The 16,604-nt window shown below is 66.1% G+C and carries 12 protein-coding genes; 9 read left to right on the top strand and 3 right to left on the bottom strand.

Annotation, left to right across the window (positions count from 1 at the left end):
* Window positions 1-8 precede the first annotated feature (8 nt).
* Genes C664_RS16855 through C664_RS16815 form a run of 9 tightly spaced genes read left to right on the top strand, consistent with a single transcriptional unit; the run spans window position 9 to window position 13,505 of the window.
* On the top strand, window positions 9-326 hold the full coding sequence (locus C664_RS16855) for an STAS domain-containing protein (protein ID WP_004264702.1): 318 nt from the start codon (window positions 9-11) through the stop codon (window positions 324-326).
* An 18-nt stretch (window positions 327-344) separates the two neighbouring features.
* Entirely contained in the window at window positions 345-2,558 is a 2,214-nt protein-coding gene (locus tag C664_RS16850; protein WP_004264699.1) for a chemotaxis protein CheA, read from the top strand.
* A gap of 49 nt (window positions 2,559-2,607) precedes the next feature.
* Entirely contained in the window at window positions 2,608-5,034 is a 2,427-nt protein-coding gene (locus tag C664_RS16845; protein WP_004264692.1) for a methyl-accepting chemotaxis protein, read from the top strand.
* Window positions 5,035-5,067: 33 nt separating this feature from the next.
* The gene (locus C664_RS16840; RefSeq protein WP_051019162.1) at window positions 5,068-7,575 is read left to right on the top strand and encodes a methyl-accepting chemotaxis protein; all 2,508 of its coding nucleotides are present in this window, start codon (window positions 5,068-5,070) and stop codon (window positions 7,573-7,575) included.
* 28 nt (window positions 7,576-7,603) lie between these two features.
* Window positions 7,604-8,146 (top strand): chemotaxis protein CheW, encoded by a 543-nt coding sequence (locus C664_RS16835; RefSeq protein WP_004264687.1) that lies wholly within the window; start codon window positions 7,604-7,606, stop codon window positions 8,144-8,146.
* A gap of 57 nt (window positions 8,147-8,203) precedes the next feature.
* Window positions 8,204-10,921 (top strand): methyl-accepting chemotaxis protein, encoded by a 2,718-nt coding sequence (locus C664_RS16830; protein WP_232435124.1) that lies wholly within the window; start codon window positions 8,204-8,206, stop codon window positions 10,919-10,921.
* A 20-nt stretch (window positions 10,922-10,941) separates the two neighbouring features.
* Window positions 10,942-11,532 carry a chemotaxis protein CheD gene (locus C664_RS16825; protein WP_004264682.1) on the top strand — a complete coding sequence of 197 codons (591 nt, stop codon included), beginning with the start codon at window positions 10,942-10,944 and terminating at the stop codon, window positions 11,530-11,532.
* Between the two features lie 21 nt (window positions 11,533-11,553).
* A complete protein-coding gene (locus C664_RS16820) occupies window positions 11,554-12,426 on the top strand; it encodes a CheR family methyltransferase (RefSeq protein WP_004264679.1) in 873 nt (290 codons plus the stop codon).
* Window positions 12,423-13,505: a protein-glutamate methylesterase/protein-glutamine glutaminase gene (locus C664_RS16815; RefSeq protein WP_004264678.1), complete on the top strand. Its 1,083-nt coding sequence runs from the start codon at window positions 12,423-12,425 to the stop codon at window positions 13,503-13,505. Before C664_RS16820 ends, C664_RS16815 begins: the two co-directional genes overlap by 4 nt.
* A 254-nt stretch (window positions 13,506-13,759) precedes the next feature.
* Here the strand turns inward: C664_RS16815 and ppa are convergent, their stop codons facing one another.
* The 3 genes from ppa to C664_RS16800 all read right to left on the bottom strand — a co-directional run.
* Window positions 13,760-14,287, bottom strand: coding sequence for an inorganic diphosphatase (ppa, locus tag C664_RS16810; protein ID WP_004264676.1), 528 nt, complete (start codon window positions 14,285-14,287; stop codon window positions 13,760-13,762).
* A 92-nt stretch (window positions 14,288-14,379) separates the two neighbouring features.
* On the bottom strand, window positions 14,380-14,589 hold the full coding sequence (locus C664_RS16805) for a heavy-metal-associated domain-containing protein (RefSeq protein ID WP_004264674.1): 210 nt from the start codon (window positions 14,587-14,589) through the stop codon (window positions 14,380-14,382).
* A gap of 33 nt (window positions 14,590-14,622) precedes the next feature.
* Window positions 14,623-16,604: copper-translocating P-type ATPase (locus C664_RS16800; RefSeq protein ID WP_004264671.1), on the bottom strand; the 1,982-nt coding region annotated here is incomplete at its 5' end.

The following is a 16,604-nucleotide window of genomic DNA, read 5'->3' as shown; positions in this document are numbered from 1 at the left end:
GGCGGATCATGGCCACACGCAAGAAGAACGCCGCCAAGCGCATCGCCATCGGCGAAGACATGACCATCTACAACGCCGCGGTACAGAAGCAGGCCCTGATCGACGCCCTCGCGGCAGGCCAGCGGCTGGAAATCGACCTGTCCGCCGTGGGCGAGATCGATACCGCCGGCTTCCAGTTGCTGATGCTGGTGAAGCGCGAAGCACGCCGGCTGGGCAAGGAGGCACAGATCGTCGCCCACAGCGAAGCCGTGCGCGAAGTGATCGACTTCTACAACATGGCGGCGGAATTCGGCGATCCCCTGCTGATCCCGGCCCACAAGGCTTGAGCGGAGACCGAGCGAACCATGGACGAAATCACCTCCGTCTTCGTCACCGAAAGTCGCGAACAGCTCGCCGCGCTCGAATCGGCGCTGCTGCAGCTCGAAGACAACCCGGACGATAGCGACACCCTGAACGCGATCTTCCGCAGCGCGCACACCATCAAGGGCGGCGCGGGCGTCATCGAATGCTACTACATCGTGGCATTCACGCACGTGGTCGAGAACGTGCTCGACAAGCTGCGCAATCGTGAGATCACGCTCGACAGCGATCTCATCGCGCTGCTGCTCGCCTGCGGCGACCACATGGGCCACCTGCTCGGCGTTCTCGTCTCCGGCGCAAACGGCCCGGACGAAGATCTCGCTGCAGAAGGCGAAGCCCTGCTCAAGCGCCTGCAGCGCGACCCGGGCACGGCCGAATCGCCCTCCGGACCGCCCGCCGCCATCGCGCCGCCGATCGAGTCGAGCGGCGGCAGTGCTGTGGAAACCGACTGCTGGCACATCTCGCTGCGCTTCGGCCCCGACGTGCTGCGCAACGGCATGGACCCGCTCAGCTTCCTGCGTTATCTGTCCACCATCGGCCGCATCGAGCGCCTCGAGACCATGGCCGACGCCATGCCGAATGCCGACGAGATGGACCCCGAGAGCTGCTATCTCGGCTTCGAGATCAGCTTCTCGTCAACGGCGGACAAGGCGGCCATCGAACGCGTGTTCGACTTCGTGCGCGACGAATGCACGCTCAACATCCTGCCGCCGCACAGCCGTCTGACCGATTACATCGCGCTGATCAGCGCGCTGCCCGAGGACACGATGCGCCTGGGCGAAATCCTGGTGAAGGTCGGCGCGCTCACGCAGGGCGAACTGGACAGTGGCCTGGCCGAACAGAGCGCCCCCCAGCCCGCCGAGGACGCCCCCGACGAGGCCACGGTCGCGGAGCCGCAACCGCTCGGTGAGATCCTCGTCGAGCACAAGGCGGTGCAGCCCGAACTCGTCGAAGCGGCGGTCGCCAAGCAGAAGCAGGTCACCGAGAAGAAGGCGGCCGAGGCGCGCCTGATCCGCATCCAGGCCGACAAGCTCGACTGCCTGATCGACCTCGTCGGCGAACTCGTCATCGCCGGCGCCAGCGTCAGCCTGCTGGCCGGCAAGACGGGGCTCGGCGAACTGATCGAAGCCACCTCGCTGACCGGCCGCCTGGTCGAGAGCATTCGCGATGCCGCCCTGCAGCTGCGCATGGTCCAGATCGGCGAGACCTTCAACCGCTTCCACCGTGTCGTGCGCGACACCTCGCGCGAGATGGGCAAGGAGGTCGAGTTGGTCATCAGCGGCGGCGAGACCGAGCTCGACAAGTCGATGGTGGAGAAGATCGGCGACCCGCTGATGCACCTGGTGCGCAACGCCATGGATCACGGACTGGAGCTGCCGTCGGTGCGCGAGGCCAATGGCAAGGCCGCGCGCGGCCGCCTCGAACTCACGGCCTGCCACGACTCCGGCAGCATCGTCATCGAAGTGGCGGATGACGGAGCCGGCCTCAACCGCGACCGCATCCTCGCCAAGGCCCTTGAACGCGGTATCGTCCAGCCCGGGCAGGCCATGACCGATACCGAGATCTTCAACCTGATCTTCGAGCCCGGCTTCTCCACTGCGGAGAAGGTGACCAACATCTCGGGGCGGGGCGTCGGCATGGACGTCGTGCGCCGCAACATCCAGGGCCTTCGCGGCAGCGTCGACGTCAGCTCCGAACCGGGCAAGGGCTCGCGCTTCGCGATTCGCCTGCCGCTGACGCTCGCGATCATCGACGGCTTCCTGGTCGGCGTGGGCAACGCCGCCTATGTGATCCCGCTCGACAGCGTGGTCGAGTGCATCGAGCTTGCCGTCGACGGCAGCGGACGCGACTACGTCAACCTGCGGGGCGAAGTGCTGCCGCTGGTGCGCCTACGCCAGCTGTTTGCCATCTCGGGCGAAGCGCCCGCGCGCCAGAACGTCGTCGTCGTGCAGTATGCCGGGGTGAAGTCGGGCATCGTGGTGGACCAGCTGATGGGCGAATTCCAGACCGTCATCAAGCCGCTCGGCAGCATCTTCCGCAACATTCGCGGCATCGGCGGCTCGACCATTCTCGGCAGCGGCGAGGTCGCCCTGATCCTCGACGTCCAGGCACTCGTGAAACGCTGCGCCAACAACGAGGCCCAGCTCATCCCCAGTTCCTCAGGCCCGCGCGCACTGCCGACCGGCGCGCAGCCTTGAAGCATTCCAACGCCCTGTTGCTCTCCCCAGCCTTCCCCTGGAGCTCGTCATGAAGAACCTGAAAATCGGCATCCGGCTTGGTATCGGTTTTGCCGTCGTCCTGACGCTGCTGGTCGCGATTGCCATCCTAGGCAGCCTGCGGCTCAGCAATCTGCAGACTGAAATTACCGACATGGTGAGCGACAAGAACGTCAAGCTCGCGACCTCGAACGAGATGATCGCGTCCATCGATCTGATCGGCATGCTCCATAGGAACATGCTGATCATGCGCGGGGATGAGGACATCCGTGGATTCACCCAGACCGTCACCGAAGAGCGGGCCAAACTCCTCAAGAACCTGGAGGGCCTCGAGAAGCTATCCTACGGTGATGAGGGTAAACGTTTGCTTAACGGGATCAGGTCTGCCCGGCAAGCCTTCTTCGGCATTCAGCAGGAATTCGAAAGGCTGATCCAGCAGCGCGACTTCGACCAAGCCATCTCGGTGTTTTCTGCAACCTACCGTCCGGCTTTCCTCACTTACCTCGACGCGCTCAAGCAATTTATCGCCTATCAAACGCAGCTAACACAGGAAACGGGCCGCAAGGCGGAGGCGCTCGGAGCGCAATCCGTAATGCTACTGGTTGGTCTAGCCCTTACCGCGCTGCTGATCGGAATCGTGTTCGCAATCTTCATTACACGTTCAATCACCCGCCCGGTGAGCGAGGTGAGTGCGGCCGCGAAGAAGATGGCCCAGGGCGACTTCAATTTCGAGCTCAAGTCGGACGCCAAGGACGAGGTCGGCGACGTCGTGCGCGCGGTCGCCGACGTGCAGGCCAGTATCAAGACCATGATCGCCGACGCCGGCATGCTGTCCGAGGCCGCCGTGGCCGGCAAGCTGGCCACCCGGGCGGACGCCAGCAAGCACCAGGGCGACTTCCGCCGGATCGTCCAGGGCGTCAATGACACCCTGGACGCCGTCATCGGGCCGCTGAACGTCGCCGCCGACTACGTCGACCGCATCGCCAAGGGCGCCATCCCGGCCCGGATCACCGACCCCTACAACGGTGACTTCAACACCCTCAAGAACAACCTCAACACCGCCATCGACGCCATCAACGCCCTGGTGGCCGACGCCGGCATGCTCTCCCGGGCCGCCGTCGAGGGCAAGCTGGCCACCCGCGCCGACGCCGCCAGGCATCAGGGCGACTACGCGCGCATCGTGCAGGGCGTCAATGACACGCTCGACGCCGTCATCGGACCGCTCAACGTCGCCGCCGACTACGTCGACCGCATCGCCCGCGGCGCCATCCCGGCGCGGATCACCGACAGCTACAACGGCGACTTCAACACTATCAAGAACAACCTCAACACCTGTATCGACGCGGTCAACGAGCTGGTCGCCGATGCAGTGATGCTCGCTCAGGCGGCCGTCGAGGGGCGTCTGGAGACCCGCGCCGACGCCACCAAGCACCAGGGCGACTACCGCCGCATCGTCGAAGGCGTCAATTCGACCCTCGATGCGGTCATCGCGCCGATCAACGAGGTCAAGCGCGTCATGGTCGCGCTCTCCGGCGGCGACCTGACCCAGAAGATCACCGACAACTACGCCGGCGACTTCCAGGTGCTGCAGAACGCGGTCAATGACTCCATGGACAAGCTCGCCGAGATCATCGAGCAGGTCCGCGGCGCCGCCGACGCGCTCACCAACGCCGCCGGACAGGTCTCGGCCACCGCCCAGAGCCTGTCCCAGTCCTCCTCCGAGCAGGCCGCCAGCGTCGAGGAAACCTCGGCCTCGATCGAGCAGATGAGCGCCTCGATCAACCAGAACTCCGAGAACGCCAAGATCACCGACGCCATGGCCAGCAAGTCCTCGGCCGAGGCCGGCGAAGGCGGCGAGGCGGTCAAGTCGACCGTCCAGGCGATGAAGAACATCGCCGGCAAGATCGGCATCATCGACGACATCGCCTACCAGACCAACCTGCTCGCCTTGAACGCCGCCATCGAAGCGGCGCGTGCCGGCGAGCACGGCAAGGGCTTCGCGGTGGTCGCGGCCGAAGTGCGCAAGCTCGCCGAACGCAGCCAGGTCGCCGCGCAGGAGATCGGCGAACTGGCCGGCAACTCGGTGCATCTGGCCGAGCGCGCGGGCAAGCTGCTCGACGAGATGGTGCCCTCGATCAACAAGACCTCCGACCTGGTGCAGGAGATCGCCTCCGCCAGCCAGGAGCAGACCGCCGGCGTCGGACAGATCAACAACGCCATGGGCCAGCTCAACAAGGCCACCCAGCAGAACGCCTCCGCCTCCGAGGAGCTCGCCGCCACCGCCGAAGAGCTCGGCGGACAGGCCGGGCAGCTGCAGGAGCTGATGGGCTTCTTCACGCTCGAACAGGGCTCTGCCCGGGCACGCGACACACGGAGCACAGCGTCGCGACTCGGCGCCGCAACGCATGCGCCACCGCCCAGGATGTCCTATCAGGAATCGGGGTTCGAGCGCTTCTGACCCGCCCGGACCTCCCAGACTCAAGAGTTCATCATGCTGAATCGATTGAAAATCAGTGCGCGTCTATCGCTCCTACTGGCCATAATCCTTGGCTTGCTTTTCGTCATCGCATTCACGGCGATCCAGGGCCTGGACGCCTCGCGCTCGGACCTGCAGATCACCAATGAGTCCAAGCTCAAGCCGACACGGCTCGCGGGCCGGATCCAGCGCATGGTCGCGCAGACCCAGCTGCAAAGCCTTCTGGCCTTGCAGCATGACCCGGGCTCCAGCTTCGTCGCGTTGCATGATCATCAGCTCAACATTCACCTCACGGCCATCGATGAGGCGCAGGCGACGCTGCTGCGCTCGATCGATGAAATCAAGCAGCATGCGATGAGCGATGAAGAGCACGGCCTGATCACGGCCGTGGAGAACGCGGTGACGGCCTATGTGAACGACGGCGTTGGCCCCACCCGGCGATTGCTCGAAGAAGGCAACTTCCATAAAGCGAACGTGACCTTGCTGCAGCAGATGAACCCCAAGGCAGCCGCGTTTCAGCAGGCGATCGCCAATCTGAACAATTACTTCAACGACAGCGCGAGCGCGCTCTACGAGCACGCATCGGAACGGGCACATCAGGCGCGCCTGATGACCCTCACGACGAGCGCGCTTGCGATCGTGTTCGCCCTGCTGGTGGGCACGCTTGTCATCCGGAGCATCACCCGCCCGGTGAGCGAGGTGAGTGCGGCCGCGAAGAAGATGGCCCAGGGCGACTTCAATTTCGAGCTCAAGTCGGACGCCAAGGACGAGGTCGGCGACGTCGTGCGCGCGGTCGCCGACGTGCAGGCCAGTATCAAGACCATGATCGCCGACGCCGGCATGCTGTCCGACGCTGCCGTGGCCGGCAAGCTCGCCACCCGGGCGGACGCGAGCAAGCACCAGGGCGACTTCCGCAGGATCGTCCAGGGCGTCAATGACACCCTCGACGCCGTCATCGGGCCGCTGAACGTCGCTGCCGACTACGTCGACCGCATCGCCAAGGGCGCCATCCCCGCCCGGATCACCGACCCCTACAACGGTGACTTCAACACCCTCAAGAACAACCTCAACACCGCCATCGACGCCATCAACGCCCTGGTGGCCGACGCCGGCATGCTCTCGCGCGCCGCCGTCGAGGGCAAGCTGGCCACCCGCGCCGATGCCGCCAGGCATCAGGGCGACTACGCGCGCATCGTGCAGGGCGTCAATGACACGCTCGACGCCGTTATCGGGCCGCTCAACGTCGCCGCCGACTACGTCGACCGCATCGCCCGCGGCGCGATCCCGGCCCGGATCACCGACAGCTACAACGGCGACTTTAACACCATCAAGAACAACCTCAACACCTGTATCGACGCGGTCAATCAACTGGTCGCCGACGCGGTGATGCTCGCCCAGGCGGCCGTCGAGGGGCGTCTGGAGACCCGCGCCGATGCCACCAAGCACCAGGGCGACTACCGCCGCATCGTCGAAGGCGTCAATGCCACCCTCGATGCCGTCATCGCGCCGATCAACGAGGTCAAGCGCGTCATGGTCGCGCTCTCCGGCGGCGACCTGACCCAGAAGATCACCGACAACTACGCCGGCGACTTCCAGGTGCTGCAGAACGCGGTCAATGACTCCATGGACAAGCTCGCCGAGATCATCGAGCAGGTCCGCGGCGCCGCCGACGCGCTCACCAACGCCGCCGGACAGGTCTCGGCCACCGCCCAGAGCCTGTCCCAGTCCTCCTCCGAGCAGGCCGCCAGCGTCGAGGAAACCTCGGCCTCGATCGAGCAGATGAGCGCCTCGATCAACCAGAACTCCGAGAACGCCAAGATCACCGACGCCATGGCCAGCAAGTCCTCGGCCGAGGCCGGCGAAGGCGGCGAGGCGGTCAAGTCGACCGTCCAGGCGATGAAGAACATCGCCGGCAAGATCGGCATCATCGACGACATCGCCTACCAGACCAACCTGCTCGCCTTGAACGCCGCCATCGAAGCGGCGCGTGCCGGCGAGCACGGCAAGGGCTTCGCGGTGGTCGCGGCCGAAGTGCGCAAGCTCGCCGAACGCAGCCAGGTCGCCGCGCAGGAGATCGGCGAACTGGCCGGCAACTCGGTGCATCTGGCCGAGCGCGCGGGCAAGCTGCTCGACGAGATGGTGCCCTCGATCAACAAGACCTCCGACCTGGTGCAGGAGATCGCCTCCGCCAGCCAGGAGCAGACCGCCGGCGTCGGACAGATCAACAACGCCATGGGCCAGCTCAACAAGGCCACCCAGCAGAACGCCTCCGCCTCCGAGGAGCTCGCCGCCACCGCCGAAGAGCTCGGCGGACAGGCCGGGCAGCTGCAGGAGCTGATGGGCTTCTTCTCACTTGCCGGCAATCAGGCCGAGAAGCGCTTTGCCCGCAGCGCCGCGGCGAAACCCGCGTCGCTCTCCGGCGCACAGTCCCAGCGTGCAGCGCCCAAGCCTGCCCGCAGCGCCGGCCGCATGTTGACGGGCAAGCCGGTCAGCTTCAACGAAAGCGATTTCGAAAAATTCTGAGCGTGTGCCAGACAGCAGGAGCCAGGCCATGAGCCAGAGCCTTACCACCACGAACAAGCAGCAGCTTGCAGGCGCTGCGGACAACAGTCCGCAGCAATACCTCACCTTCAGCCTGGGCGGCGAGGTGTTCGCCCTCGGCATCCTCAACGTCAAGGAAATCATCGAGTTCGGCAACATCACCGAGATTCCGATGATGCCGGCCTTCATCCGCGGCGTGATCAACCTGCGCGGCGCGGTCGTGCCCGTGATCGACCTGTCGGCCCGCTTCGGCGGGGCGGCATCGACGGTATCGCGCCGCACCTGCATCGTGATCGTCGAGCTGGGCAGTGGCGACGACCGGCAGGATCTGGGCGTGATCGTTGATGCCGTGAACGAGGTGCTGGAAATTCCCCGCGCCGACATCGAACCGCCGCCAAGTTTCGGCGCCAAGATCCGCGCCGATTTCATCCAGGGCATGGGCAAGGTGGCAGGCACCTTCGTGATCATCCTCAACGTCGACCGAGTGCTGTCGACCGAAGAGATCGCCATGCTCACGGGCATCAACGGCGAACAGACCGGTGAAGACCAGTGACGGTCTGCGCCCCGTCACGACGGGGCGCGCCGCTTCATGAACAACGAGCACATCGACATGAGCACAAAATCCTACGGCTGGCGCTCGATTCGCCTGCGCCTTTTCCTGCTTTTTGCATTCGTGATCGCGGCCGTGCTGTTCTACGCCCTCAAGGATGTGGGCACGCAATGGCAGACACGCGAGGCGATGACGCGGGGCCAGCTTTACAGTGCCTTGTCGGTGCGCATCAACGGCGTGGTGCACGAGCTGCAGAAGGAGCGCGGAATGTCTGCCGGCTTCATCGGCTCGCGTGGCGCCCGCTTCCGCTCCGAATTGGCGACGCAGCACGGCGACACCGACAAGGCACGCGCTGCCCTGGACGGCTGGCTGGGTGAAGCAGACCCCGCGGTGCTGGGTTCCGCCATGATGGAGGCGGTGTCCGCAGCGCAGAAACGGCTGTCCGAACTGCAGGACACGCGCGCCAAGGTGAGCGGTCTGTCGATCGCCGGCCCCGAGTCCTTCGCCTTCTACACCAGCACGATCGAGCAGCTTGTCAAAGGTCTGGAGATTGCAGCCAACGCGGCCGAGGACGTCGGGCTGGCGCGTGGCATGACGGCCTATCTGATGTTCGTGCGCGCCAAGGAAGAGGCCGGCCGGGAACGCGCGTCCATCAACGGGCTGTTCGCGGCGAACAGTCCGGCCGACGTCACCCTGCACCGTCGCATCATCACCATCCTGACGGCGCAGGAGACTTACCTGTCCACTTTCCGCTCCATGGCACCCAAGGCCTGGAACGATGCGCTGCAGGCCGTTCTGGACAGCGAACCCGGCCGTGCAACCGCAGCCATGCGCCAGGTCGCGCTCGAACGCATGGACACCGGCACCTTCGGCGTCGAGCCGACCAACTGGTTCGGCACCATCACCCTCAAGATCGACCTGCTCAAGGTCGAGGAAGACCGCATCGCCAAGACCTTGATGGATCAGGCCGACGCCCTGCGTGGAGCATCATCGACCCGGTTCTTCATTTCGCTCGCGATGACGGGCGCGGTGCTGATCGTGGCCATTCTCTTCGGCCTGCAGGTGACCGGCGTATTGCGGGGCATGCGTAGCAACGCGGCGATCGCGCACCGCATCGCCCTCGGCCAGCTGGACGACAAGATCGAGGTGCAAAATCAGAACGAACTCGGCGAAATCGAACATGCGCTCGCCGAAGTGCAGTCCAACCTGCACGCCATGATCGACGACGCAGCCATGCTTTCGCAGGCAGCCGTCGAAGGGCGCCTGAGCACGCGTGCCGACGCCTCGCGCCACCTGGGGGATTACCAGCGCATTGTGGAAGGCGTGAACACCACGCTAGACGCCGTCATCGGGCCGCTGAACGTCGCCGCCGACTACGTCGACCGCATCGCCAAGGGCGCCATCCCGGCCCGGATCACCGACCCCTACAACGGTGACTTCAACACCCTCAAGAACAACCTCAACACCGCCATCGACGCCATCAACGCCCTGGTGGCCGACGCCGGCATGCTCTCGCGCGCCGCCGTCGAGGGCAAGCTGGCCACCCGTGCCGACGCCGCCAGGCATCAGGGCGACTACGCGCGCATCGTGCAGGGCGTCAACGACACGCTGGACGCCGTCATCGGACCGCTCAACGTCGCCGCCGACTACGTCGACCGCATCGCCCGCGGCGCCATCCCGGCGCGGATCACCGACAGCTACAACGGCGACTTCAACACCATCAAGAACAACCTCAACACCTGTATCGACGCCGTCAACGAGCTGGTCGCCGATGCGGTGATGCTCGCCCAGGCGGCCGTCGAGGGGCGTCTGGAGACCCGCGCCGATGCCACCAAGCACCAGGGCGACTACCGCCGCATCGTCGAAGGCGTCAATGCCACCCTCGATGCGGTCATCGCGCCGATCAACGAGGTCAAGCGCGTCATGGTCGCGCTGTCGGGCGGCGACCTGACCCAGAAGATCACCGACAACTACGCCGGCGACTTCCAGGTGCTGCAGAACGCGGTCAATGACTCCATGGACAAGCTCGCCGAGATCATCGAGCAGGTCCGCGGCGCCGCCGACGCGCTCACCAACGCCGCCGGACAGGTCTCGGCCACCGCCCAGAGCCTGTCCCAGTCCTCCTCCGAGCAGGCCGCCAGCGTCGAGGAAACCTCGGCCTCGATCGAGCAGATGAGCGCCTCGATCAACCAGAACTCCGAGAACGCCAAGATCACCGACGCCATGGCCAGCAAGTCCTCGGCCGAGGCCGGCGAAGGCGGCGAGGCGGTCAAGTCGACCGTCCAGGCGATGAAGAACATCGCCGGCAAGATCGGCATCATCGACGACATCGCCTACCAGACCAACCTGCTCGCCTTGAACGCCGCCATCGAAGCGGCGCGTGCCGGCGAGCACGGCAAGGGCTTCGCGGTGGTCGCCGCCGAAGTGCGCAAGCTCGCCGAGCGCAGCCAGGTCGCCGCGCAGGAGATCGGCGAACTGGCCGGCAACTCGGTGCATCTGGCCGAGCGCGCGGGCAAGCTGCTCGACGAGATGGTGCCCTCGATCAACAAGACCTCCGACCTGGTGCAGGAGATCGCCTCCGCCAGCCAGGAGCAGACCGCCGGCGTCGGACAGATCAACAACGCCATGGGCCAGCTCAACAAGGCCACTCAGCAGAACGCCTCCGCCTCCGAGGAGCTCGCCGCCACCGCCGAAGAGCTCGGCGGGCAGGCCGGGCAGCTGCAGGAGCTGATGGATTTCTTCTCGCTGCCCGAGTCCCAGGCACGCACGTACGCATGAAGGGCTGAGCCACCGCCACCATGATCGACTGGCACAACATGTCTCCGCAGGAGGTTGAACGCCGGGCACAGAACATCTCGCCCGGCGAATGGGCCGTCGACATGCAGCGGCCGATCGCCACCCTGCTCGGCTCCTGCGTGGCGGTCTGCATGTTCGATCCTGCCGTCGGTGTCGGCGGGATGAACCACTTCATGCTGCCCAACATGCGCAAGCGCGAAGGCGGCGTGGACGTCGATTCGCTGCTGTCGGGCGACTATGCGATGGAGGTGCTGCTGAACGGTATCGTTCAGCGCGGCGGCGCCCGCCACCGACTCAAGGCCAAGGCGTTTGGCGGCGGCACCATCATCAGCGGCATCGCCGCCTCGGGCATCGGCAAGCGCAACGTGGATTTCGCCCGGGAATGGCTGGCGCGCGAAGGCATCGAGCTGGTGTCCTCGGACTTCCTCGGCGCCTGCTCGCGCAAGGTGCTGTTCGTGCCCGCCACCGGCGACGCCTACTGCCGGCGCATGACCACGACCATGGCTACCGCCCAGGAGGTGGCGGTCGCCGAGCAAGCCTATGCGGAGTCGCTGAAGCGCCCGCCCCCCAAGTCCAACGTCGAGCTGTTCTGAGTGCAGAGCCCCGCCCAAAGCATGGACAACCATGGCGTCAGCGACCAGGAATTCGCCCTGTTTCGCAAACTGATCTACCGCCTCGCCGGCATCAACATGGCCGACAGCAAGAAGCCCCTGCTGGCCGGCCGCCTGTCGCGCCGGCTGCGGCATTTCGAGCTGGACAGTTTCGGTGCCTATTACAAGCTGGTGACCAGCGACGAGCACCGTGACGAGTTGCAGTTGATGGTCGACCTGCTGACCACCAACGAAACGTATTTCTTCCGCGAAGCCGCGCATTTCGACTTCCTGCGGAGCTTTGCCGCCAGCCGGCGAGGCCGTCCGTTCCGGGTCTGGAGCGGTGCCTCGTCCAGCGGCGAGGAACCCTACACCATCGCCATGGTGCTGGCCGAAACGCTCGGCCTGGCGGCCGACTGGGAGGTCGTCGCCTCCGACATCAGCCTGAGCATCCTCGAGAAGGCGCAGACCGGGCTCTACCCGATGGAGCGTGGCAAGGGCATTCCGCCGGAACTGCTGAAGAAGTACTGCCTCAAAGGGGTCCGCAGCCAGGACGGCAACTTCCTGGTCATTCCCAAGCTGCGCGAGCGTGTGGAGTTTCGCCACATCAACCTGATCGCCCCGGAAACCCGCGACCTTGGGCAGTTCGACCTCATCTTCCTGCGCAACGTAATGATCTATTTCGATAATGAAACCAAGCGCAAGGTCGTTGCCAACATGGTGCCGCACCTGCGTGAGGACGGCATCTTCATCATCGGCCACTCCGAAACACTCACCGGCGTGACGGACCAGCTGGCGGCGATACGCCCCACCTACTACTGCCGGCCGCACATGCTTGGCCCCTTGAGCGCACACGGCAAGACGGGCCCGGCGCGCGCCCCGAGGCAAAGCCGATGAGCGCCAACATCAAGGTCATGATCGTTGACGACTCGGCCGTGGTGCGACAAACCGTGCGTCAGATGCTGGAACGCGAGCCCGGCATCGAGGTGATCGGCGCGGCATCGGACCCAGTCTTCGCGATGAGCCACATGCAACGCCAGTGGCCCGACGTCATCGTGCTCGATATCGAAATGCCGCGCATGGACGGCCTGACCTTCCTGAAGAAGATCATGACCGAACGCCCGACGCCGGTGGTGATCTGTTCGTCGCTCGCCGAAAGCGGTGCCGCAGCAACCATGCAGGCCCTGTCGGCCGGCGCGGTGGCCATCATCACGAAGCCCAGGATGGGCGTGAAGCAGTTTCTCGAAGACAGTGCCAACGACGTGGTGCAGGCCGTCAGGACGGCCGCCCGCGCCAATGCCGGCCGGCTGGCGGCCCGGGCGGCAACACCGCAGGCGCCGGCACCCAAGCTGAGTGCCGATGCCATCCTCGGAGCCGGTCTGGGCAGCGGATCGAACATGGTGCGCACCACCGAGCGCATCATCGCGATCGGCACGTCGACTGGCGGTACGCAGGCGCTGGAAGCGGTGCTTACGCGACTGCCGGCAGTCTGCCCCGGCATCGTCATCGTTCAGCACATGCCCGAGCGCTTCACCGCGATGTTCGCCGAGCGCCTCGACAGCCTGTGTGCGCTCCAGGTGCGGGAGGCGCGACACGGCGACCGCGTGGTGGCGGGCCGAGCGCTGATCGCGCCCGGTGGAAAGCACATGATGCTGGCGCGCAGCGGCGCGCAATACACGGTCGAGGTGGTCGATGGTCCGCTGATCAACCGCCACAGGCCGTCGGTGGATGTGCTCTTCCGCTCCTGCGCAAAGTTCGCAGGCAAGAACGCCGTCGGCGTCATCATGACCGGCATGGGGGACGACGGCGCGCGCGGGCTGAAGGAAATGCACGATGCGGGTGCGCCGACCATTGCCGAAGACGAATCAAGCTGCGTGGTATTCGGCATGCCGAAAGAAGCCATCCGCCTGGGCGCCGTCGACAGCGTCGTGCCGCTGGAGGGGATTCCTGAGGCAATCATGCGTGTGAATCGCTGAGGCCGCACCGCAGACCCGGCATACCCCCGTGCACCGGTGCGATGAAGGCACTGGCTGGCCGGACGTCCATCGCTCGTGCGCCAGCCGCCGTCGCCCAGCACGAGGAAGAACACACTCATCGCCGCCGCGACCTCGAACAGGCCGAGAAACAGGTCTGCGCCACGCGTGGGCGAAAAAAAACCGCGGAGCGTTCCGCGGTTTCTTCGCTTCCGTGGCGCCCTTGCCGGCGCCACGGGCGGATCGTTCGATCCGGATTACTTCTTGGCGGCAGCCAGGCCGTTGACGATTTCGGCCTTGGCCTCCTCGACGGTGCCCCAGCCCAGGACCTTGACCCACTTGCCCGGCTCGAGATCCTTGTAGTGCTCGAAGAAGTGCACGGTCTGCTTCATCAACAGCTCGGGCAGGTCGTCGGTGGTCTGGACCTTGTCGTACAGCGGGGTCAGCTTGGACACCGGCACGGCCACAACCTTGGCGTCGACACCGCCGTCATCTTCCATCTTCAGCACGCCGACAGGGCGGCAGCGGATGACGACACCCGGGGCGAGCGGGAAGGGGGTGACGACCAGCACGTCCACCGGGTCGCCGTCGCCGGCGATGGTGTGCGGCACGTAACCGTAGTTGAGCGGGTAACGCATCGAGGTGCCCATGAAGCGGTCGACGAACACCGCACCGCTGTCCTTGTCCACTTCAAACTTGATCGGATCGCCCTGCGCGGAGATCTCGATGATGACGTTGATGTCGTTCGGCACGTCCTTGCCGGCGCTGACCAGATCAAAACCCATGGTTCCCTCCCGTGGAAAATGTGCGCGGATTATAGGGGGAAACCGCAGTGTCTTGCACTGCATCATTGCCCCCCTTTCCGCGGCGGTCAGTGTCAGGTGGGCGAGTCGAAACCTGCGTTCTCCACCGCCTCGCGCAGCGCCTCCACGGACACCGTGGCCGGGTCGTACCGAACCGTCGCGGACGCGTCGGCCAGAGACACCTGCGCGTCCGTCACGCCGGGCAATGCCTTCAACACGCCGGTCACGTTCTTCACGCAGCCGCCGCAGCTCATGCCTTCGACCTTGATCGTCACTTCATTCATTTGCGTATCACTCCTTGGCAAAAAAGGGATTCTCTAGCGCCCCGCACGCCAGCGGCGCAGGAGCAGCGAATTGCTGACCACCGAGACCGAGCTCATCGCCATCGCCGCACCGGCGATCACCGGGTTCAGCATGCCCGCCGCCGCGAGCGGGATGCCGAGCACGTTGTAGATGAAGGCGAAGAACAGGTTCTGGCGGATCTTCGACAGCGTGGCGCGCGACAGGTCGATCGCGTCCGCCACGCCGTGCAGGCTGTTGCGCACCAGCGTGATGTCGGCGGCTTCCACCGCAACGTCGGCACCGACGCCGATGGCGAAGGAGACGTCGGCCGCAGCAAGTGCGGGCGCATCGTTGATGCCGTCGCCCGCCATGCCCACGCGCAGCGGCGTGTCGTTCCCTGCCTGGCGCAAGGCCTCGACCGCCGCGGCCTTGTCGCCCGGCAGTACGCCGGCACGCCAGTCGGTGATACCAGTGTGGCGGGCAATGGCTTCGGCCGTGGCCGGATGGTCGCCGGTGAGCATCACCACACGCACGCCCTTGGCCTGCAGGCGCGCAACGGCCGCCGCCGAGTCCTCGCGCACCCGGTCCGCCACGCCGATGAGTCCGGCGAATGCGCCATCGACCGCCACCGCAACCAGGGTCTTGCCCGCGGCGGCGAGATCATCGCTGACCGCCTCCGCCAGACCGATGCCCCGCTCCAGCAGGAAACGCGGCGAACCGAGAAGCACGGTCTGGACACCGGCTTCGCCCCGGATCCGCCCCTCGATGCCCATCCCGCCGACGGCGTTGACCGCCTCGGTCGCCGGCAGGCCGAGTGCCTCGGCACGGGCAGCGGCCACGATGGCGGTGGCAATGGGGTGGCCACTACCCTGTTCGAGCGCCGCGGCCACCGCCAGCAGGCGCGCGTGGGTCCAGCCGGCCGCTGGCACCACGTCGGTGACGGCCGGCAGGCCTTCCGTCAGGGTGCCGGTCTTGTCGACCGCCAGCACGCCGATACGCTCAGCCAGTTCCAGCGCCTCGGCGTTCTTCACCAGCATGCCGGCGCGTGCGCCCTGGCCGGTGCCGACCATGATCGCCGTCGGCGTCGCCAGACCGAGCGCGCACGGGCAGGCGATGACCAGCACCGCCACGGCGTTGATCAGCGCCTGCTGGAAGTCGCCGCTCGCCAGCCACCAGCCGGCGAAGGTCAGCAGCGCGATGGCGACCACGACCGGCACGAATACCGCGGCGATGCGATCGGCGAGGCGCTGCACCGGCGCCTTCGAGCCCTGCGCCTGCTCGACCAGACGGATGATGCCCGCAAGCAGCGTCTGCGCCCCGACGCCGGTGGCGCGGCAGCGCAGCAGGCCGTTGCCGTTGAGGGTGGCCGCGAACACCATGTCGCCGGCCTGCTTGTCGATCGGCAGGCTCTCACCGGTCAGCATCGCCTCGTTCACGGCCGACTCGCCCTGCTCGACGACGCCGTCGACCGGCACCGCATCCCCGGGACGCAGCACGAACAGGTCGCCGGGCTGCAGCAATTCGACGGGCACTTCGAGCAGTTCGCCGTCGCGCTCGATGCGCGCCATCTTCGGCTGCAGGCGCAGCAAGGCATCGAGCGCCGCCGTGGTGCGGGCCTTGGCGCGCGCCTCCATCAGCTTGCCGAGCAGCACCAGGGTGATGATCATCGCCGAGGCCTCGAAATACACGTGCAGGTCGTGGCGGTCGGCCAGCGTGACGACGAGGCTGTAGAAGTAGGCCATCGAGGTGCCGAGTGCGACCAGCACGTCCATGTTCGCGCCGCCGCCGCGCAGCGAGGCCCAGGCGCCGCGATAGAAGCGCGCACCGATCCAGAACTGCACCGGCGTCGCCAGCAGCAGTTGCAGCCAGCGCGGTACCAGATCGTGATGCACCTCGCCGCCGGGCCACAGGCCGAACATCGCCGGCATCTGCGCCGCCAGCGGCAGGCTCAGCACGGCCGCGATCCAGAAGTGGCGAAGTTCCACCCGCCACTCGGCCCGGTGGCGGGCGCGCTCGG

It is taken from the genome of Thauera sp. 63, assembly GCF_000310165.2.
Lineage (GTDB): Bacteria > Pseudomonadota > Gammaproteobacteria > Burkholderiales > Rhodocyclaceae > Thauera > Thauera humireducens.
The sequence above is the reverse complement of the archived record's forward strand: the minus strand, read 5'-3'. Positions and strand labels throughout refer to the sequence as shown.

Coding starts and splice junctions, on each gene's coding strand:
- C664_RS16855 (WP_004264702.1), top strand. CDS start 9: ATGGCCACACGCAAGAAGAACGCCGCCAAGCGCATCGCCATCGGCGAA.
- C664_RS16850 (WP_004264699.1), top strand. CDS start 345: ATGGACGAAATCACCTCCGTCTTCGTCACCGAAAGTCGCGAACAGCTC.
- C664_RS16845 (WP_004264692.1), top strand. CDS start 2,608: ATGAAGAACCTGAAAATCGGCATCCGGCTTGGTATCGGTTTTGCCGTC.
- C664_RS16840 (WP_051019162.1), top strand. CDS start 5,068: ATGCTGAATCGATTGAAAATCAGTGCGCGTCTATCGCTCCTACTGGCC.
- C664_RS16835 (WP_004264687.1), top strand. CDS start 7,604: ATGAGCCAGAGCCTTACCACCACGAACAAGCAGCAGCTTGCAGGCGCT.
- C664_RS16830 (WP_232435124.1), top strand. CDS start 8,204: ATGAGCACAAAATCCTACGGCTGGCGCTCGATTCGCCTGCGCCTTTTC.
- C664_RS16825 (WP_004264682.1), top strand. CDS start 10,942: ATGATCGACTGGCACAACATGTCTCCGCAGGAGGTTGAACGCCGGGCA.
- C664_RS16820 (WP_004264679.1), top strand. CDS start 11,554: ATGGACAACCATGGCGTCAGCGACCAGGAATTCGCCCTGTTTCGCAAA.
- C664_RS16815 (WP_004264678.1), top strand. CDS start 12,423: ATGAGCGCCAACATCAAGGTCATGATCGTTGACGACTCGGCCGTGGTG.
- ppa (WP_004264676.1), bottom strand. CDS start 14,287: ATGGGTTTTGATCTGGTCAGCGCCGGCAAGGACGTGCCGAACGACATC.
- C664_RS16805 (WP_004264674.1), bottom strand. CDS start 14,589: ATGAATGAAGTGACGATCAAGGTCGAAGGCATGAGCTGCGGCGGCTGC.